Here is a 19,651-nt window from a genome sequence, read left to right as displayed (position 1 = left end):
AAAGGGGTGCCTATATCGGCTGAGATCATACCCAATGAACCTAGAACAGGTAATGCTGTTTAGGGAAATCCATACCAATAAACGACGTGTTTATAGGTATTCATATTAACAAGTAATGAATAATGGCCTCTTTTTATTCGATTAAGTTTAATCGTAATGAAAAATCGATTTTTAGTATTAGGACTTTTTGTGTTTACCCTTGGTGCAACAGCTCAGGAAATACCACAAGACTCTGTTAAAATTGAAGCCTTAGACGAGGTGTTACTTTCGTCTACCAGGGCAAAAAGTAAAACACCAGTAGCCTTTACCAACATTACAAAAGAGGAATTAGAGTCCTTGAATTTAGGTCAAGATTTGCCTATTCTTTTAGATCAATTACCATCGGTAGTTACGACTAGTGATGCCGGATCTGGTGTGGGGTATACAGGAATTCGCGTGCGTGGAACCGATGCCACCCGTGTTAATGTTACTATTAACGGTATCCCGTATAACGACGCTGAGAGTCAGGGGACTTTTTGGGTGAATATGCCCGATTTTGTGTCTTCAGTAGAAGATATTCAATTGCAGCGTGGTGTAGGAACCTCCTCTAATGGGTCGGGAGCCTTTGGTGCTAGCTTGAATTTAAAAACCTTAAATCCTTCAGTCGAAGGTTATGCTACAACGAGCCACTCTGTGGGTTCTTTTGGCACGCGAAAACACAATCTGAGTGTAGGGTCAGGGATAAAAAATAACTTTTATGCCGAAGCACGCCTCTCTAATATTCAGAGTGACGGGTATATCGACCGTGCGTCATCCGATTTAAAATCCTTTTATTCAGAAGCCGGATTTATTAACGATAAAACGCAAATTAAAGCTTTGATTTTTGGTGGTGATCAAGAAACCTATCAGTCGTGGAACGGTGCTCCGGAAGCAGTGGTTAACGGTGACCTTGCCGGAATTCAAGAGTTTATAGAAACTAATTATTCGTCAGATGAAGAAGCCGATAACTTATTAAATGCTGGTCGTACTTATAATTCATACACCTATGAGAATCAAGTAGACAGCTATAAGCAAACACATTACCAGGTACACGCTTCACATCAGTTTTCTTCACAGTTCTCTGCGAACTTATCAGGGAATTTCACCACAGGAAAAGGCTATTTCGAACAGTTTAAAGACGATGAGGAGTTGGGGGATTATTTTCCTATGCATAGCAATGCTTCCGACGAAGGAGATGTTATTAGACGCCGTTGGTTAGACAATGAGTTTACCGCTATTGTATATTCTTTAAATTATAAAAAAGACCAACTTAACCTGTATTTGGGTGGTGGTTATAACAGTTATAAAGGGGATCATTTTGGAGAAATTATCTGGGATTCTTTTGCTTCCGAAATCCCAATTCGTGACAGGTACTATACGAGTATTGGGGAGAAAACAGATTTTAGCTCTTATGTAAAAGCCGAGTATAATGTGACCTCACGATTGTTTGCCTTTGCCGATCTTCAATACCGAACGGTAAACTTTAGTTCTTTTGGATTAAGCTCGGACTTAGAGCCGATTGATGTGGATAAAGATTATAATTTTTTCAATCCTAAATTAGGACTGTCTTATAAGATTGATAATTATAATAGTGTTTACGGGTCGTTTGCAGTGGCAAATAGAGAGCCTAATAGAGATGATTTAACGAAAAACCCTGTGCTACCAAAATCTGAGCGTTTAAACGATTTTGAATTTGGGTACAAACACCGTACAGCCTTATTTTATGCAACAGCAAACGCGTATTATATGTCTTATAAAGACCAATTGGTGTTAACTGGTGACTTGGATAATGCTGGTGATCCTATTCGCGAAAATGTTGCCGATAGTTACCGTGCAGGATTGGAGCTGCAGGTGGGGTATAAGGCTTCGGATAAATTTAGAATTGATGCTAATGCCACTTTTAGTAAAAATAAAATAGACAGGTTTAATTACGTGGTTTATGATACACAATACGACCCTAATACCTACGAAACAGTAGGGTATGCTCCTGTAGTTACAGAATATAAAGATACCGATATTTCGTTTTCTCCGGGGATTATTGCTGGAGGGGCATTTACTTACACCCCATTAAAAGAGCTTAATTTAAGTGTGATTTCTAAATATGTAGGAAAGCAGTATTTAGATAACACGTCGAGTGATTCTAAAAGTATCGATGCGTATTTTGTCAATAATTTTAACGCCTCGTATACCATTAATCCGAATTGGATTAAAGAGGTGTCTTTTAATTTATTGGTAAATAATATTTTTAATTCGGAGTATGTGTCTAACGGGTATACTTATAGTTATTACTACCGACCAGAAAACTCTGGAGACGATGCGATTACCGAGAATTTTTATTACCCTCAAGCGACAACCAATTTTTTATTAGGTATGACGCTTAAGTTTTAGTCTGTTAACCGCTATTAATTTTAAGAAAGCCTCCTTGAAAAAAGGGGCTTTTTTTAGTTGTTATACACGCGAACGATATTGCCGTTAACCTCAACAAAATAGCGTGTTAAGCCATACTGCCCGTTGACTCCCTGTCCCGGAGATCCAGTAACAATATTATAGGTGTTACCATCGTCACAAGAACAGGTGGCAAAAACACCGTCGACAGTTAGTTTTGAGCAGGATATTAATTGATGATTAGGGTCGCTAAGTTCGAAGGCACTATATTGATTACTACCAGAATAATACACGACGACCCCGTTAACACCATAATTAGAATTCAAAACCACATAATTTCCTGGGAATTGCATTTGATTGAATTGCGGTAAATTGGTGTTGATTAAGCCCTGAGTATCAAAAACGGCATTCGGAATATTAGGGTTGCCAGTAATGCCATCGTCATCATTTTTATTACAAGCTGTTAAGCTAATCGCTAAAACTGAAACGATTAATAGTATTTTTTTCATTGAATTATAAACCTTTATAAGTTCTGCAATTTACAATAAATGAGTAAACTGAATTAAATATTTTGTATATTTGCTTTTATAATCTCGTAACCTACGAGATTTTTTTGTGATACCTCAAAATTCGCTTTTGAGGTATTTTTTAGTAGCATAAAGTCAAGTTATTATTAAAACGTAAACATCATGAGTAAAGTATCTTATTATACAGCAGAAGGGTTAAAAAAGTTGAGAGCAGAGTTAAAGCATCTTAAAGATGTAGAGCGCGTAAATGCCTCAAAAGCTATTGCTGAAGCTAGAGATAAAGGGGATTTGAGTGAGAATGCAGAGTATGATGCAGCGAAAGAAGCTCAAGGCATGTTAGAAATGCGTATTTCTAAATTAGAAGAACAACTAGCGGGAGCTCGTGTTATAGACGAGTCGCAAATGGATACTTCAAAAATATTAGTGCTTTCTAAGGTAAAAATCAAAAACCAAACCAATGGGATGGAAATGAATTATACTTTGGTAGCCGACGGTGAGGCAGATTTGGCTTCTGGGAAAATATCGGTAAACTCTCCAATAGGGAAAGGTTTACTAGGGAAAACAGTAGGTGATGTAGCAGAAATACAAGTGCCAACCGGTGTGATAAAATTTGATATTATCGAAATATCACGATAAGTTCTCAAAGAAAAACACAAACAGTAATCCTGTATTTATTGAAAATATATCAATAGTACAGGATTATTTTTTTACCTTTAATTTCAAACAAAATTCAATATAAATGGCATCTATTTTTACCAAAATTGTAAACGGCGAATTACCGTGTTATAAAGTTGCAGAAACTGAAGATTTTTTAGCGTTTCTAGACGTTAACCCTAATGCAAAAGGGCACACTTTATGTATTCCAAAAAAAGAAGTGGATAAGATCTTTGATCTTGATGAGGTTGCTTATGCTGGTTTGATGCAGTTTTCACGTTCGGTAGCTATAGCTTTAGAAAAGGCGGTGGACTGTAAACGTATTGGGATGTCGGTAATTGGATTAGAAGTGCCACATGTTCACGTGCATTTAATTCCGCTAACGACTATGGACGATGCTCGATTTAGTAATAAAGTACAACTTACACCTAAGGAATTTGAAGCGCTAGCACTAGCTATCCAATCACATTTATAGGGTGTTTATAAGAAAAAGGTATTCTCTATTATACTTTTAGGTAAACGGAAAGCCCTATAGATGCGATTATTGCAACCACTATAACACCAATTAGAATCCAAGTAAACTGTTTTAATTTCGTGGAGGGGTTTTTAGGGGTAAACGCTTTGTTGTGATACTCGTAAACACGTTCAATATCTTCGGTCCACCGTTGTGGGTAGATAGGGGTTTCACAGATAGTGCAATGCATCTCCGTATAAATATCTTTGGTGATAGACTTATAAAATCGCGTGTCTATAAACTTCTGCTTAAACGTTAATTGTAACCCTTCCTTGCTAAAGCATTCTGGGCAATTGTTGATAAGAGAGACTTCTTTTACAGTAAATAATTGTTCTGGCATAATAATCCTTTTATAACGACTTTAATGTAATTTGCATGGTGGTTCCTTTACCAATTTCAGAGTGTTTCACCTTAATTTTTCCTTTGTGGAAATCTTCAATAATACGTTTTGCTAAAGAAAGGCCTAATCCCCATCCTCTTTTTTTGCTCGTGTATCCGGGTTCAAAAATAGTATTAAATTCCCTTTTAGCTAAACCTTTTCCAATATCTATAACTTTTATTTTTACTGTTTTTTCTTTAGCTTCCACAATAACAGTTAAATCGCCCTTTCCACGCATAGCGTCTATAGCATTTTTTACTAAGTTCTCTAAGGTCCAACTGTATAACTGCGCATTTAGTTGCACATATACTGGCGTGCTAGGGGCATGAAGTGAGAAGTTTATTAAATTAGAAGAACGCGTTTTTAGATAGTCGTAAGTGGATTGCGTTTCAGCGACAATATCACAAGGTTCTAAAGTCGGTACAGATCCTATTTTGCTAAAACGTTCTGTAATGGTTTGCAAGCGGCTAATGTCCTTTTCAATTTCTTTGATGTATTCGGGGTTAACCTGTTCTATTTTTAATAGCTCTGCCCAGCCTATAAGTGAAGATAATGGGGTTCCTATTTGGTGCGCTGTTTCTTTGGCCATTCCGGTCCATAATTTGTTTTGTGCAGCACTCTTATTGCTACTATAAAATAAATACACCACGGTGCCAAAAAGCACAATAATTAGGAGTAGGGCTAAAGGGTAGTACTTTAATTTGTTTAAAATCTCTGAGTCCCCATAGTATAATTGCCCTAGGTCTATTTTTTCTTTGGTAGTAGGGTCTGTGTATTCTAAATTTATTGGGGTGTTTTGTTTTTCAAAAGTGCTAATAAAATCTGCAAGATCTTTTTCTGATGTTATAGCGTCATCTTCTAAATTATGGACACTCAGCTTACCGTCACTGTTAACCACAAACATAGGGTTGGAGTTTTCAGAAGTAATAATTAAATCAATAACCGGATTGATATCTTCATCCAAAGCACTTTTTTGAAATTCTATCTGAGCAGTCGCCCAGGTATTCATTTTCTGAGCTTCCTCATCCTTAAACTCTTGAAAAAACATATAGGTATTCCAGAGAATAAGCGATATGATGACAAAGGACATTAATATAATTCCCCAACGAATTAACTGTCTGTGTTTTGAATAAAGCATACTTTTTTTTGGTGTTAAGATACTTAAAAGTATATAAAGATTATCTGTTAATAATATTGTGCAGCTAGTTCTTAAATCATTTTTAGTTGGTTTCAATAATGGTTACATTTGTCAAAAATTAAACGAAAAAATGATTTCTTTCGAGCCTAAAGAATTAGAAACGCCTAAGTTACACGGATATTTACTGAGTGCGGTTGCGCCGCGCCCAATTGCGTTTGCAAGTACGATAGACGAAAACGGGAATCCAAATTTATCGCCATTTAGTTTTTTTAATGTGTTTAGTGCGAATCCGCCAATATTAATTTTTTCTCCTGCACGCCGTGTTCGAGGAAATACGACAAAGCACACTTTAGAGAATGCTGAAGTCACTAAAGAGGTGGTTATAAACGTGGTGAATTATAATTTGGTACACCAAGCGTCTTTAAGTAGTACGGAGTATGCTCAAGGGGTTAATGAGTTTGAAAAAGCGGGCTTAACCATGTTAAAAAGTGATCTTGTAAAACCTTTTCGTGTGGCCGAATCACCGGTGCAAATGGAATGTAAGGTGAAAGAGATTATTAAATTAGGGACCGAAGGCGGAGCAGGGAACCTTATTATTTGTGAGGTGGTAAAAATGCATATTGATGAGGCGATTTTAAATGAAGTTGGTAGCATAGACCAAAATAAACTAGATCTTGTAGCAAGAGCGGGTGGAAGCTATTACAGCAGAGCAAAATCAGGATTTTTCGAAATTCCGAAGCCGCTATCCACACGAGGTATCGGTGTTGATGCCTTGCCAGAAGTCATTAAAAAAAGTCGTATCTTAACAGGTAACGATCTTGGGATGTTGGGTAATGTGGAAGCCTTGCCAGATATGGCGAGCATTGAAGCCTTTTCAAAAGAGCACAATGTTTCAGAATGGTCGGAAGAAGAGAAACACAAAAAGGCACAAGAGTTTTTAAGTGAAGGCGATGTGACCGCTGCCTTTTGCGTATTATTAGCGTAAGACGGTAGGAAATAAATAAGACGAATATTTAAATTTATATATAGAGTAATGGAAGTACAAGGAAAAGTAAAATTAATAGGAGAAACTCAAACTTTTGGTAGCAATGGGTTTAGAAAGAGAGATTTAGTGGTAACCACTGAAGAGCAGTATCCACAACACATATTAGTGGAGTTTGTTCAAGATAAATGTGATTTATTAAACAATTATCAAGTGGGACAAGATGTAAAAGTAAATATTAATTTACGTGGTAGAGAGTGGGTAAACCCACAAGGAGAGACAAAATACTTTAACTCTATTCAAGGGTGGAGAATTGAAGCTTCTCAAGGTGCTGCTCCAGCAGGAATGCCAGAAGTGCCACCAGCACAGGCTTTCGAACCAGCAAAGAACTTAAACGAGGAAGATCACGACGATTTACCTTTCTAAATGTTATTTAGAGCATAATATTAAAACCTCAGTGATTACTAATTGCTGAGGTTTTTTTATGTTTACAAAAAATACCTATGTACTTTTTAGAACCTAATGATGCTTTTCCCGATGTCGCTCTTGCCGACGATGAGGGGCTTTTAGCTTTTGGTGGTGAGCTCACTACCCAGCGGCTGTTGGATGCTTATAGCAAAGGGATATTTCCTTGGTTTGAAGACGATCAACCCGTACTGTGGTGGTCGCCAGATCCGCGCTTTGTCTTGTATCCCTCAGAATTAAAAGTGTCTAAAAGCATGAAGCAGTTTATGAGAAACTGTGCTTTGGAGGTTACCGTAAATCGAGATTTCCGTGCGGTGATTACCGAGTGTGCACTGGCTAAGCGCGACGGACAAGCGGGTACTTGGATTACTAGTGATATGATTGAAGCTTACGTAAGGCTTCACGAATTAGGCTATGCTAAATCGGTAGAGGTTTACAATGGCGACCTGTTAGTGGGAGGCCTTTATGGTGTGGATTTAGGTCGTGGTGTGTTTTGCGGAGAAAGTATGTTTTCCAAGCAAAGTAATGCCAGTAAAGCAGCGTTTATTAGCTTTATTCAAAACACCAATTACAAACTTATCGACTGCCAGGTGTACACCAATCACCTTGCGAGTTTAGGGGCTAAAGATATTCCTCGCGATCTTTTTTTAAGCTACCTTTAAGTTCTTACACTTGATGATACCTAAAACAGGTTACTTCGTGGTCGTTAACCATGCCAGTGGCTTGCATGTGTGCATAGACGACTGTTGATCCAACAAATTTAAATCCGCGTTTTTTTAAATCTTTACTCAGCGCATCGCTAATTGCAGTATTCGCTGGGGCCTCTTTATAATTACTAATCTTGTTTTTAATGGGCTTGTGGTTTACAAATCCCCAGATGTAATCACTAAAACTCCCAAATTCATCCTGGATTTTTATAAAGGCTTGAGCATTACTAACAGTAGCCTTTACCTTTAATTTGTTTCTTACAATACCGGCATCTTGCAACAGGTGATCTATTTTCTCCTGATCGTAGTTTGCGATCTTTTTATAATCAAACTGGTCAAAAGCCGCTCTAAAATTCTCGCGTTTGCGAAGAATGGTGATCCAACTTAAGCCGGCTTGAAAGGTTTCTAATATTAAGAATTCGAAAATGGTGGCGTCGTCATACACCGGTTTCCCCCATTCCATATCGTGGTAAGCTTCGTAAAGTGCGTCACCAACACACCACCCACAGCGTTGTTTATCCATAATCTAAGTTTTAATTCCGATGATTAGCACCGTTAATAATCTTACTTGAGCTATAAATTTACGACTATCGGTTAAAACGACCTCTTTTTTTTAGCGCTAGCCCAAAAGAAATAGTAAAATACGGTTGAAGGTAACATTTGTTACCTTTTAGATGCTAGTAAAGTGCTATTTTTGAACTATAATACTTTTCACTATGGAGACTTTAAAAAAGACTGATATTACAACTATAATAAAAGAGAGCTTTGAGCGCGCTATGCCTTATGCTAATTACCGAGAGCTTGTAAAGCAACTGGTTATAGATAACGCGTCTACTGGGGCATTACAAAATGAAGATATGGCGAATTATACCATGCTTAATGACAAACGTATGAAGCGTTGGGATAAAACCTTAAAAGTTAGCGAGGCAGATACCGAAGCTATTAAAAATAGCAGTTCTAAACAAACGTGGATTGTGCTTAGCGAAAGCTGGTGTGGTGACGCTGCACATTTATTACCGGTTATGAATAAAGTAGCCGAACTAAATGACGCTATCGATTTTAAAGTGGTTTTAAGGGATGAAAATGAGGATTTAATGAATGCGTTTTTAACTCATGGAGGAAAAGCTATTCCTAAGCTAATCATGGTAGATTCGGAAACCTTAGAGGTGTTAAATACCTTTGGTCCGCGACCTAGAGCAGCCACTAAATTAGTGTCTGATTATAAAGAAAAACACGGTAAAATTACCGAGGAACTAAAAACCGATTTACAAGCGTGGTATAATAAGGACAAAGGGCAGTCTACCATCGCGGAGCTTATTACCTTATTGCAATAGGATTATTTTCCTTCGAAAGAAAAGGTAATGGTGCCGATTTGTTCGGCTTTGCTACCGGTATTAAAACGTGCCTTTTTAGCGTATTCTAAAGCGCTATTTTCAAGACATTTGTTATTTGAATTAGACGACGAGTTAATGGAAGTTTCCTTAACTCGTCCGTTTTTTGCGACCGTAATATTTACGATTATCGTACCGTTGGCTTCACATAAGTAAATGGGTATCGGTAAGTATTCGGCGGTTCTATTTACCAACGAATAACGTACTGTGGTATTGGTATTCGTTGTTTTTTGTCCGCTTTCAGCGCGGCTTTTACTACTTTTCTTTTTTAAAACCGCATTCACGCTTTCAAAAGCGGTTAATTCATCCTGTTTAATCGCAGAGGTTCCTTGCTGCTCTGTTTCCGTTACTGTTTTGTTTGTTTCCTTTGTTGGCTGCTCTACAGGTTGACGCACATAATCTTTAGGTGGAGCAATAGGCTGATAAGTTTGCTTTGCCAATTGCTGTCTTTCGGCAGCGTTAAACGCTTTGTTAGTTTCTTTTTTCAAGCGTTCTATTTCCGGAATAGGCTCTTCTAGGGGTTCGACCATAGAGATATCCATCAAAGTTTCTGGAATTACTTTGTGGTATTTTATGATATTAAAATTCACTACCGTAAGCAAAAGGCTTGCGGTAATAAGAAAGGTAATGGCGAATGCCTTATGAGAGTTTTTAAATTTCAAAGTGTAATACGGGCTCTATCGGAGTTAGGTTTTACCTAATATACGTGAAAGCCGAATAAATAGATGTGAAAGGACTGTTATTCTTTAGGGAGATTCGCGATAAAATCGTCGATTGACAGGCCATTACTGACATCAAAATCACCAATTTTTGTCCGTCTCAGTGCACTAAGATGACCACCAGACTGAAGTGCTTTTCCAAAATCATGAGCTAGCGAACGAATATAGGTTCCTTTACTACAGACCACTCTAAAATCGACTGCAGTACCATTAATAGCTGTAATATCGAAAGCTTCAATAGTAATTCTTCGCGATTTTACTTCAACGGCTTCACCGGCTCTAGCATATTCATACAAGCGTTTTCCGTCTTTTTTTAAGGCTGAAAACACAGGAGGAAACTGGTCGATTTCACCAATAAATTGCTTGGTCGTTTCACGGATGAGTTCCGGGGTTATATGATCGGTGGGGAAAGATTCATTAACTTCAGTTTCTAAATCATAAGAGGGCGTCGTGCCTCCCAAAGTAATGGTTCCAGCATACTCTTTTATCTGACCCTGAAAGGAATCAATTTGCTTGGTCATCTTTCCAGTGCAAATCACCAGTAAACCACTCGCTAGAGGATCTAAAGTTCCTGCATGACCGACTTTTATCTTTTTGATGTTGAAAGCCTGACGGATTTCCCAACGCAGTTTGTTCACCACCTGAAAGGAGGTCCATTCTAAAGGCTTATCGATAAGTAAAACTTGTCCGCTTAAATAATCTTCTTTCGTCATATTATTTGGTAAGTGAAAAAATAATAGCTAGTATACCGACAATCACACAGTAGTAAGCAAAATAGGAAAGCTTGCTTTTCTTAACTAGAGAAATCATCCAGGTACAAGCAAATAATCCTGAAATAAAAGCGGCTATAAAACCTAAAGAAAGCGAGGTGAAGTTTTGTGCCTCATAAGTAAGGTCACCACTAAGAATATCTTTTGCGATTTTTCCAAAGATTAACGGAATCACCATTAAAAAGGAGAATCTAGCGGCTTTTGTTTTATCGTTACCTAATAACACTGAAGTTGAAATGGTAGCACCAGAACGCGATATCCCTGGTAGCATAGCGATAGCTTGAGAAATACCTATCACAAAGGCATTTTTAAAGGTTACCTTTTTATCGGTGTCTTTGGCTTTGTCAGCTAAAAATAAAAGCACTGCGGTTACTATAAGCATGCAACCCACTAATAAGATGTTATTGCCAAAAAGAGCTTCTAATTCTTTTTCAAAAAATAAGCCGACAAAAACAGCGGGAAGCATAGACAAGGCAATTTTAGAAACAAACTGTAAATCGTCGTTCCACTCGAATTTTAAAACCCCTTTTATAAGGCTTAAAATATCTTTTCTAAAAATAACAATGGTACTTAAAGCTGTAGCAAAGTGTAGGACTACAGTAAACAATAAACTCTCTTCTGGAACCGATTGATCGCCAAGAATTGCTTTTCCTAGTTCTAAATGACCGCTTGAAGAAACAGGTAAAAACTCCGTTAACCCTTGTATAATTCCTAAAATTATAGAGTCTATAATATTCATTAGTTGTAAGTATTAAAATGGTGTAAGGTGTGGGGGTTACTTTTTATTGGGATTTAAAAGTATCGCATAAATCTGGATTCCGAAGCCTATCAGTACTAAGGTCGGCGCTAAGCTGATACGTCTAAAATTAAAGATATCCTCGCTAAATACATTGGGGTCGTCACTACCTCCACCAGACATTAAAATGAACCCTAGGGCAATAACGATTAAACCAATAAACATAAACTTGTAGTTACGCTTTCCAAAAATAAATGTCGTGTCTTCTGTTTTGTCTTTAAGAGGTTGTTTTGCCATGATATTCAAAATGCTTTATAATACAAGGTAAATACCCTGTATTAGGTGTTGTTATTGCGGGTGCTAAATTAGATAATACTTTGCGGATTGCAAAGGCAATTACTTTTTTAACGCCTTGCCTTTTAATACAATCGGTCTGTATTGAGGTTTAAGAAACGTTGCGTTGCGAAAAATGTTGAAATCCATGTGATTAAAATACCTAATGCAAATACAAATCCGAAAAGCCCAGCAAGCAACACAGGGTTGTTTAATAAGGTTAATTCCGGGAACATTTTGTCTACATAATATAAAACCACAGCCATACCAATCAAGGCAATAATAGCCCCAACAATTCCTAGTTTTACACTGCGCCAGATAAACGGGCGACGAATAAAACGCTTGGTAGCACCCACCATTTGCATGGTTTTTATAGTAAAACGTTTTGAGTAAACCGCTAATCGGATCGAGCTGTTAATTAATAAAACAGCAATAAGGGTGAATAAACCGCTGATTAATAGAATCCAAAAACTTATTTTTTTAACGTTGTCATTCATTAAATTCACCAAGTCATTATCGTAATTCACATCATCGACAAAGTTTTTAGATAAGGCTTCTTTAGAAATCACATCTAGTTTTTCGGAGGTTACGAAATCAGCTTTTAAATGCACATCGATAGAATTTTTTAAGGGGTTAATCCCTAAAAAATCCATAAAATCTTCTCCGCTTTCTGCTTTCATAGACTCTGCAGCCTGCTCTTTAGAAACAAAGTCTGTAGATTTTACGTAATCGGCCATCGCCAAACTCTTTTCTAGCTGTTTAATTTCAACATCTTTTGCGGTGTCTTTTAAGTAAATGGTCATAGTAACCTGCTCCTTAAAATGGTCGGCAACTTTTTTTGCGTTAATCACCAAAAGCCCTAAAAGCCCCAATAAAAACAGGACCAAAGCAATACTTAGTGCCACAGAAAAATAGGACGATATTAATCGGCGTTTTTGATATTTGTCAAAAGATGAGCTCATAAAAAAAGATGTAATTTATAGCGTAAAAATAATAAAGAATTTAGACTATTGTAGCGATCAGCGTTAAACTTTTAATAATGTTTATGTGGCTTTCACTTTTAATAGCATATACTTTAGCGGCTTACATTTTAGATTTGCCACTTGCAGACGCTTTTAATAGGCTATTTAGTAGGTAATTCTTAAATTTGCGCCTTCATTAAGTATAAACAAGCATCATGCAATATCATTTTAACGACATAGAAGCCAAATGGCAAAAATATTGGGAAGAAAACCAAACATTTAAAGCCTCAAATCAAAGCGATAAACCAAAGTACTATGTACTGGATATGTTTCCTTACCCTAGTGGCGCTGGTTTACATGTCGGACATCCGCTAGGTTATATAGCGAGTGATATTTATGCGCGTTACAAACGTCATAAAGGGTTTAATGTATTACATCCTCAGGGGTATGATAGTTTCGGATTGCCAGCAGAGCAATACGCGATTCAAACGGGGCAGCACCCTGCCGATACCACGCGTGTTAATATTGAGGGTGGTGTGGATAAAGCCGGAAATAAAATTGAAGGCTACAGAAAGCAATTGGATAAAATTGGATTTTCTTTCGATTGGAGCCGCGAGGTGCGTACTTCAAATCCGGAGTATTACAAATGGACACAGTGGATTTTTATTCAACTTTTTGAATCTTACTACTGTAAAAATGACAACAAAGCAAAACACATCGATGAGCTTATCGCTATATTTTCTAAAGAAGGAAATGGCGGTGTTAATGTCGAGTGTGATGATAATATTATACCGTTTACTGCTGAAGAGTGGAATGCATTTTCTACCGAAAAACAGCAAGAGCTGCTTTTACAATACCGTTTAACCTATTTAGCAGAAACCGAAGTGAACTGGTGTGCTGCCTTAGGGACGGTTTTAGCAAATGACGAGATCGTAAATGGAGTGTCAGAACGTGGTGGTCACCCGGTGACACGTAAAAAAATGACACAATGGAGTATGCGTATTTCTGCCTATGCAGAGCGTTTATTACAAGGTTTGGACACTATCGATTGGACGGAGTCACTTAAGGAAAGTCAGAGAAACTGGATAGGGAAATCTGTTGGTGCCTCAGTGACCTTTAAGGTGAATAACCACGACGAAACCATAGCGGTGTTTACCACGCGACCAGATACTATTTTTGGTGTGAGTTTTATGACCCTAGCGCCAGAGCACGACTTGGTACAAACCATTACCACGCCAGAGCAAAAAGAAGCTGTAGACGCCTATATTGAAGCGACGGCAAAACGTAGTGAGCGCGAGCGTATGGCCGATGTAAAAACCATTTCAGGGGTGTTTACTGGGGCGTATGCCGAGCATCCGTTTAGTAAAGAACCGATTCCGATTTGGATTGGAGATTATGTGCTGGCAGGTTACGGAACAGGAGCGGTAATGGCCGTGCCTTGTGGTGACCAAAGAGATTATGATTTTGCGAAACACTTTAATATCGCCATTCCTAATATTTTTGAAGGGGTGGATATTTCCGAGGGTGCTCATGCTGAAAAGGAGCAGACCGTGATTGCAAATAGCGATTTCCTTAACGGAATGAATTATAAGAAAGCCACGAAACGTGCGATTTTCGAATTAGAGAAATTAGGACAAGGAGAAGGGAGAACCAATTACAGATTGCGTGATGCTGTGTTTAGCAGACAGCGTTATTGGGGAGAGCCTTTTCCTGTGTATTATAAAAACGGCATGCCGCAAATGATCGCTAAAGAACATTTGCCAATCCGTTTGCCGGAGGTTGAAAAATATTTGCCTACCGAAACTGGGGAGCCGCCATTAGGTCGTGCCGATGTTTGGGCATGGTGTACCGAAAGCCATACCGTTGTGTCTAACGATAAGATAAACCAAACGACCGTTTTTCCTTTGGAATTAAATACAATGCCAGGGTGGGCGGGAAGCTCGTGGTATTTCTTCCGTTATATGGAAGATACGATGCGCGATTCGGTTTTTGCTAGTGAAGAGGCACTTAACTACTGGGAGAATGTCGATTTATATATTGGAGGTAGTGAGCATGCTACAGGGCACTTACTATACTCGCGTTTCTGGGTGAAGTTTTTAAAAGATCGCGGATTTGTAGCTGTAGATGAGCCGTTTAAAAAGCTGATTAATCAAGGAATGATTTTGGGGACTAGTGCTTTTGTTTATAAATTAAGCATGACTCATGGTGCAGATAATAGTGAAAGAGTGCTGAAAATTATTGATGACAATAAAAACAACTTTTTTGTTTCTGAAGCCTTTACCAAAGCTTTCCCTGTCGATGAGAAAATAGATACACTTACTAATGACGAGTTGTCTAAGGAAATAGCTGGTTTTAAAAATGCTATCCCTGATTTTCTTAAGGGTAAATTCCCGGAATATCACGATGTGATAGATACTTTAAAATACGGTTTTCAAAAACTTCATGTTGATGTCAACTTGGTAAATGCTTCCGATGAATTAGATGTGGAAGCCTTTAAAAACCATCCTATATATTCTGATTATCAAAAGGCAAACTTTATCCTAGAAGACGGCGTTTATAAAGTAGGCCGCGAGGTTGAAAAGATGTCTAAGTCTAAATACAATGTGGTAAACCCCGATCAAATTAGTGAGCAGTACGGTGCTGATAGCTTGCGTTTATACGAAATGTTCTTAGGGCCTTTAGAGCAATCTAAGCCTTGGAATACCGCAGGAATTACTGGGGTGCATAACTTCCTTAAAAAATTATGGAAGCTATATGTCGGTGAAAACGGATTGTTGGTAACCGATAGTGAGCCGACAAAAGAGAATTTAAAAACCTTACATAAAACGATTAAGAAAGTTGAAGAGGATATTGAAAACTTCTCTTTTAATACGTCAGTATCGACCTTTATGATTGCGGTTAACGAGTTATCACAACAAAAATGTAATAGCAAGGCCGTTTTAGAGCCGCTATTGGTATTATTATCACCTTATGCACCACATATTACTGAAGAGTTATACAGTATGATGGGTAACGACGGTTCGATAGCCACAGTTGCTTTCCCTAAGTTTGAAGCCAAACACTTGGTGGAAAGCAGTAAAAACTATCCGATTTCTTTTAATGGTAAAATGCGTTTTACTTTAGAATTACCTATGGATATGAGTAAAGAGGATATCGAAAAAGCGGTGATGGCTCACGAAAAGACTATTGCACAATTGGACGGACGTACGCCTAAAAAGGTGATTGTCGTTCCAGGGAAAATTGTGAATATCGTTGGGTAATCCCCTTGAAGTATAAAATGACGACCGAAGGTCGCAAACTATAGATTTATAAGAAAACCATCCCCTTCGGATGGTTTTCTGTTTTTATGGCTTTTCTATTTTAGGTGTATGCGGCTGTCAGTTATTAAATGATAAAAGCCCCAGTAAACTGACATAATTTCTTTCGTTTATATTGGCGTACTTTTTGCTATATTTAACACGTAATTAAAAACACAATACTATGCAAGGATTTATGGGATACTATGTGCTTATTGGAGTCATAGCCTTAATCAGTTGGTTGGTAAGTAGCCAGCTAAAACGAAAATTCGAAAAATACTCAAAAATACAATTACGTAATGGAATGAGTGGTGCCGAAATCGCAATGAAAATGTTAGCCGATAACGGAATTAGAGATGTTGAGGTGATTTCTACACCAGGACGTCTTACCGATCATTACAACCCAGTAAATAAAACCGTTAATTTAAGTGAGGCGGTTTATAACCAACGTAATGCAGCGGCAGCCGCAGTGGCAGCTCACGAATGTGGTCACGCAGTGCAACATGCTACCGCTTACCAATGGCTAACCATGCGCTCTAAATTAGTGCCTATTGTTAGCGTTACATCAAACATCTCACAATGGGTGATTATTGGTGGTTTAATGCTTGGTGCTGCCGATGGTTTAGGACTAGGGTTCTATGTGTCGGTTGCAGGATTGGCTATGATGGGCTTTGCAACCCTTTTTGCCTTTGTAACCCTACCGGTAGAATACGATGCGAGTAACAGAGCTTTGGCTTGGCTAAAAGCTAAGAATATTGTGACTCCAGAAGAATATAAAGGTTCTGAAGATGCTCTTAAATGGGCGGCAAGAACCTATTTGGTAGCTGCTATTGGTGCGTTAGCCTCATTATTATATTGGGCCTTACGTGTCTTTGGAAGTCGCGATTAATACCGTTTAAATGATTTTATAGAGAGTAGATTATTTGTAAAATTACAAATAGGATACTCTCTTTTTTATTACCTTCAAACCCGAATTAGAAACTTAAAAGAAATATGGAAAACCAATTTGATACGCAGATGCCTTCTAAAATAGTCGTTGGCGCTTTAGCTCAAGAGGAGCGCGTTGCTTTTTACAGAAAAACCTATGCCCACGTGGAGGTGGTGTCGCAGTATTTGTGTTGTTTGAATACCTCTTGCTTCAAAGTGATGCGATTGTCGATTTCGCTTTGTCTATGACCGAAGGGTTTAAATGGCTGATTATGTTAGGCGGGTTTATGTTTATAACGAACTACGCAGAAGGTGTAGCCTTGAGATCGGCAGATAAATCAAAACAATATCTAGCTTTTGGATTGTACATTTTAGCCGAAGCGTTTATTTTTATTCCACTAATTTATATTGCGGCCTTTCATTTGGATTCAGGTCCAGAAATACTGCAACAAGCAGCAATTGTGACACTCGCCTTGTTTAGCGGATTAACAGCTGTGGTGTTTGTGACTAAAAAAGATTTTTCGTTCTTAAAAACAGGACTAACCATTGGCTTTTTTATAGCGATTGGTTTAATAGTAGCTGGAACTTTATTCGGCTTTAATTTAGGACTATGGTTTTCTGTAGGGATGTGTTTACTAGCCGGAGGGTCTATTTTATACCAAACATCGAATCTGATGAACAAATACGCTACCGATGAGTATATTCCTGCGTCTTTAGGATTGTTCGCTTCCTTAATGTTGCTGTTCTGGTATGTACTGTAAATATTTATGTCTAGGGACTAGGCGTTTTCATAATAAATCAAAAAAAAGGGCTTAATTTTAAATTAAGCCCTTTTTTTTATATGTTAATCTGACGCTGTATTTGCTGGTCTAAAGAAATAAACGTTTCCGTCCGCGATACCCCATTAATGGTTTGGATATCTTTATTTAGTAAATGCATTAAATGCTCATTGTCCTTACAGAGAATCTTAATTAAAATACTCCAATTCCCAGTGGTGTAGTGGCATTCTATGACTTCCGGAATTTTCTTTAATTGCTTTACGGCTTCAGGATTACTCATGGCTTTATCCAAATAAATACCAATAAAAGCCATGGTTGTATACCCTAATATTTTGGGATTGATAACAAATTTCGAACCTGCAATCAGTCCTGATTTTTCAAGTTTTCGTAACCGCTGGTGAATAGCCGCTCCAGAAATCCCTACCTGACGAGCGATTTCTAAAATGGGTGTCCGCGCATCTTCCATTAAAGCACGGAGGATGGTTTTGTCTATACCATCAATGGTTATGTTTCCTGAGTTTGTTTTCAAAGACTTGATTTTTGTGGTTGTCGTTATAAAGTTAACGGATTATATCCTAAATAAGGGACTTCAGTTTCTTTAAAACGAATATCGTAATTTTCTAATTCTTTTAAAATCGGTGTGTACACCTCTTTGGTAATCGGAATTTGAACCCCTGGAGTTTTTATTTTTCCGTTTAATATGGCTAGGGTGGCAATAGCGACCGGTAAACCAACTGTTTTTGACATGGCAGTATAGGTTTGGTCTTCACCAAGCGTAACCATAGTAGAGTCTATTTGGTATTTTTTACCGTCTTTTTCATAGCCAAACTTATGATACATCACAATCATATCCTTATCCTTTTCATCTAATGTCCAATGTTCTACCAGTATTTTTTGAAGGATTTGTGCTGGCGTTGCTTTTTTAAGGCCCACCATTTTTGTAGCTGAAAATAAATCCAATTCTAAGAACTTATCCCATATCATATCATCTTGATCAATGCGTAAAGCATGTCTGAATTTAAGCTCTACAGAGTCCGTTGGGCTGTAAGCTAAAAAGGAGTTGATAAAATCGCGGTAGCTCATGTTTTCGCTATCATCGATAGTGTAGCTATCATCGGTTAAACCTAGAGTCACAAAGCAGTTCCAAGCACGGCTAAAACCAACGCGTCTTATGGTTCCTCTAAACAATGTTTTTACATCTTGCAAGCCGTAAATCTCTTGGTATTTTAACGAATCGCGATTGGCATAGCCTTCAAAGCGTCCGAAACCTTCAACGTCTAAGAATTCTGTACGTCTAAATAAACGGTTGTAAGGGATGTATTTAAAAGTGTTTTCTTGTAAGAATTTTGCGGCTCCACCTTGTCCGGCAACAACCACGTTTCTCGGGTTCCAAGTAAACTTATAGTTCCATAGGTTGGTATCACTCTCCGGAGCGACTAATCCGCCAGTAAACGATTCGAAAAGTAGCATTTTACCACCGTTATCTCTAATGCGATCAATAATTTGCATCGCACTCATATGGTCTAAACCAGGGTCAACCCCAATCTCGTTCATAAATACCAAACCTTTATTTACCGCTTGAGTGTTTAAGGCTTGCATTTCGTCGCTAACATAAGACGCAGTAACCATATTTTTACCAAAGGTAATACAGTCTTTTGCCACTTCAATATGAAAACGCGCAGGAAGCATAGAAATGACAATATCGGCTTTCTGAATGGCTTCTTCACGAGAGGCTTTATTAAAAACGTCTAAGGTAATAGCCGTTCCATTTTTATGATCTCCAATTAATTTTCGAGCGTTATTTATGTCTAGATCACCAATAGTGATGTGTAAGTTTTCTTTTTCAGAGTGATCTAAAAGGTATTTTATTAAATAGGAAGTAGATTTTCCAGAACCAATAACTAATATATTTCGCATAGTGGAATTTTTGAGTAGTTTTGTATTGTTTTAAAAGACGAATGTAACAAAA

The 19,651-nt window shown here is 37.9% G+C and carries 22 protein-coding genes; 11 read left to right on the top strand and 11 right to left on the bottom strand.

What is annotated here, in order from left to right:
- Window positions 1–156: 156 nt before the first annotated feature.
- On the top strand, window positions 157–2,406 hold the full coding sequence (locus tag BLV64_RS10805) for a TonB-dependent receptor (RefSeq protein ID WP_092135193.1): 2,250 nt from the start codon (window positions 157–159) through the stop codon (window positions 2,404–2,406).
- A gap of 53 nt (window positions 2,407–2,459) precedes the next feature.
- Here BLV64_RS10805 and BLV64_RS10800 read toward each other — a convergent pair whose 3' ends face one another.
- Window positions 2,460–2,912 carry a hypothetical protein gene (locus BLV64_RS10800; RefSeq protein ID WP_092135190.1) on the bottom strand — a complete coding sequence of 151 codons (453 nt, stop codon included), beginning with the start codon at window positions 2,910–2,912 and terminating at the stop codon, window positions 2,460–2,462.
- 180 nt (window positions 2,913–3,092) lie between these two features.
- Between BLV64_RS10800 and greA the strand changes: the two genes are divergently transcribed.
- Window positions 3,093–3,566, top strand: coding sequence for a transcription elongation factor GreA (gene greA / locus BLV64_RS10795; RefSeq protein WP_092135187.1), 474 nt, complete (start codon window positions 3,093–3,095; stop codon window positions 3,564–3,566).
- Between the two features lie 103 nt (window positions 3,567–3,669).
- Window positions 3,670–4,059: an HIT family protein gene (locus tag BLV64_RS10790; protein WP_092135185.1), complete on the top strand. Its 390-nt coding sequence runs from the start codon at window positions 3,670–3,672 to the stop codon at window positions 4,057–4,059.
- Window positions 4,060–4,087: 28 nt separating this feature from the next.
- On the opposite strand, the gene BLV64_RS10785 is transcribed toward BLV64_RS10790, so the two are convergent.
- Both BLV64_RS10785 and BLV64_RS10780 read right to left on the bottom strand, forming a co-directional pair.
- On the bottom strand, window positions 4,088–4,438 hold the full coding sequence (locus tag BLV64_RS10785; protein ID WP_092135182.1) for a hypothetical protein: 351 nt from the start codon (window positions 4,436–4,438) through the stop codon (window positions 4,088–4,090).
- 10 nt (window positions 4,439–4,448) lie between these two features.
- Window positions 4,449–5,615, bottom strand: coding sequence for a sensor histidine kinase (locus BLV64_RS10780; RefSeq protein WP_092135180.1), 1,167 nt, complete (start codon window positions 5,613–5,615; stop codon window positions 4,449–4,451).
- A 130-nt stretch (window positions 5,616–5,745) separates the two neighbouring features.
- Between BLV64_RS10780 and BLV64_RS10775 the strand changes: the two genes are divergently transcribed.
- The 3 genes from BLV64_RS10775 (at window position 5,746) to aat (ending at window position 7,724) form a co-directional block, all read left to right on the top strand.
- Complete coding sequence (locus BLV64_RS10775) at window positions 5,746–6,600, top strand: flavin reductase family protein (protein WP_092135177.1); 855 nt, start codon at window positions 5,746–5,748, stop codon at window positions 6,598–6,600.
- A 48-nt stretch (window positions 6,601–6,648) separates the two neighbouring features.
- Complete coding sequence (locus BLV64_RS10770) at window positions 6,649–7,023, top strand: DUF3127 domain-containing protein (protein WP_092135175.1); 375 nt, start codon at window positions 6,649–6,651, stop codon at window positions 7,021–7,023.
- Window positions 7,024–7,100: 77 nt separating this feature from the next.
- On the top strand, window positions 7,101–7,724 hold the full coding sequence (gene aat, locus BLV64_RS10765) for a leucyl/phenylalanyl-tRNA--protein transferase (RefSeq protein WP_092135173.1): 624 nt from the start codon (window positions 7,101–7,103) through the stop codon (window positions 7,722–7,724).
- Between the two features lie 4 nt (window positions 7,725–7,728).
- On the opposite strand, the gene BLV64_RS10760 is transcribed toward aat, so the two are convergent.
- The gene (locus tag BLV64_RS10760) at window positions 7,729–8,292 is read right to left on the bottom strand and encodes a DNA-3-methyladenine glycosylase I (RefSeq protein WP_092135170.1); all 564 of its coding nucleotides are present in this window, start codon (window positions 8,290–8,292) and stop codon (window positions 7,729–7,731) included.
- Window positions 8,293–8,485: 193 nt separating this feature from the next.
- Here BLV64_RS10760 and BLV64_RS10755 point away from each other — a divergent pair, with 193 nt between their 5' ends.
- Window positions 8,486–9,103, top strand: coding sequence for a thioredoxin family protein (locus tag BLV64_RS10755; RefSeq protein ID WP_092135167.1), 618 nt, complete (start codon window positions 8,486–8,488; stop codon window positions 9,101–9,103).
- Between the two features lie 2 nt (window positions 9,104–9,105).
- Here the strand turns inward: BLV64_RS10755 and BLV64_RS10750 are convergent, their stop codons facing one another.
- From BLV64_RS10750 to BLV64_RS10730, 5 genes are all read right to left on the bottom strand, one after another.
- Complete coding sequence (locus BLV64_RS10750) at window positions 9,106–9,822, bottom strand: TonB family protein (RefSeq protein WP_092135165.1); 717 nt, start codon at window positions 9,820–9,822, stop codon at window positions 9,106–9,108.
- A gap of 77 nt (window positions 9,823–9,899) precedes the next feature.
- Window positions 9,900–10,592 carry a tRNA pseudouridine(55) synthase TruB gene (gene truB / locus BLV64_RS10745; protein ID WP_092135163.1) on the bottom strand — a complete coding sequence of 231 codons (693 nt, stop codon included), beginning with the start codon at window positions 10,590–10,592 and terminating at the stop codon, window positions 9,900–9,902.
- A gap of 1 nt (window position 10,593) precedes the next feature.
- The gene (locus tag BLV64_RS10740) at window positions 10,594–11,388 is read right to left on the bottom strand and encodes an undecaprenyl-diphosphate phosphatase (protein WP_092135160.1); all 795 of its coding nucleotides are present in this window, start codon (window positions 11,386–11,388) and stop codon (window positions 10,594–10,596) included.
- Window positions 11,389–11,424: 36 nt separating this feature from the next.
- Entirely contained in the window at window positions 11,425–11,682 is a 258-nt protein-coding gene (locus BLV64_RS10735) for a DUF3098 domain-containing protein (protein WP_092135157.1), read from the bottom strand.
- A gap of 122 nt (window positions 11,683–11,804) precedes the next feature.
- Window positions 11,805–12,680 (bottom strand): cell division protein FtsX, encoded by an 876-nt coding sequence (locus BLV64_RS10730; protein WP_092135155.1) that lies wholly within the window; start codon window positions 12,678–12,680, stop codon window positions 11,805–11,807.
- 215 nt (window positions 12,681–12,895) lie between these two features.
- On the opposite strand from BLV64_RS10730, the gene BLV64_RS10725 reads away from it, so the two are divergent.
- The 4 genes from BLV64_RS10725 to BLV64_RS10715 all read left to right on the top strand — a co-directional run bounded on the left by BLV64_RS10725 (window position 12,896) and on the right by BLV64_RS10715 (window position 17,664).
- Window positions 12,896–15,940: a leucine--tRNA ligase gene (locus BLV64_RS10725; RefSeq protein WP_092135152.1), complete on the top strand. Its 3,045-nt coding sequence runs from the start codon at window positions 12,896–12,898 to the stop codon at window positions 15,938–15,940.
- A gap of 220 nt (window positions 15,941–16,160) precedes the next feature.
- Window positions 16,161–16,865: a zinc metallopeptidase gene (locus BLV64_RS10720; protein ID WP_245705906.1), complete on the top strand. Its 705-nt coding sequence runs from the start codon at window positions 16,161–16,163 to the stop codon at window positions 16,863–16,865.
- 104 nt (window positions 16,866–16,969) lie between these two features.
- Window positions 16,970–17,152 (top strand): hypothetical protein, encoded by a 183-nt coding sequence (locus BLV64_RS14740; RefSeq protein WP_245705905.1) that lies wholly within the window; start codon window positions 16,970–16,972, stop codon window positions 17,150–17,152.
- On the top strand, window positions 17,110–17,664 hold the full coding sequence (locus tag BLV64_RS10715) for a Bax inhibitor-1/YccA family protein (protein WP_245705904.1): 555 nt from the start codon (window positions 17,110–17,112) through the stop codon (window positions 17,662–17,664). Before BLV64_RS14740 ends, BLV64_RS10715 begins: the two co-directional genes overlap by 43 nt.
- A 76-nt stretch (window positions 17,665–17,740) precedes the next feature.
- On the opposite strand, the gene BLV64_RS10710 is transcribed toward BLV64_RS10715, so the two are convergent.
- Together BLV64_RS10710 and BLV64_RS10705 are read right to left on the bottom strand one after the other, a co-directional pair.
- Window positions 17,741–18,211, bottom strand: a complete 471-nt coding sequence (locus BLV64_RS10710; RefSeq protein ID WP_092135149.1) for an Lrp/AsnC ligand binding domain-containing protein — start codon at window positions 18,209–18,211, stop codon at window positions 17,741–17,743.
- 23 nt (window positions 18,212–18,234) lie between these two features.
- A complete protein-coding gene (locus tag BLV64_RS10705) occupies window positions 18,235–19,599 on the bottom strand; it encodes a saccharopine dehydrogenase family protein (RefSeq protein WP_092135146.1) in 1,365 nt (454 codons plus the stop codon).
- Between the last annotated feature and the right edge of the window lie 52 nt (window positions 19,600–19,651).

It is taken from the genome of Bizionia paragorgiae, from assembly GCF_900107625.1.
Taxonomy (GTDB): Bacteria; Bacteroidota; Bacteroidia; order Flavobacteriales; family Flavobacteriaceae; genus Bizionia; species Bizionia paragorgiae.
The sequence above is the reverse complement of the archived record's forward strand: the minus strand, read 5'-3'. Positions and strand labels throughout refer to the sequence as shown.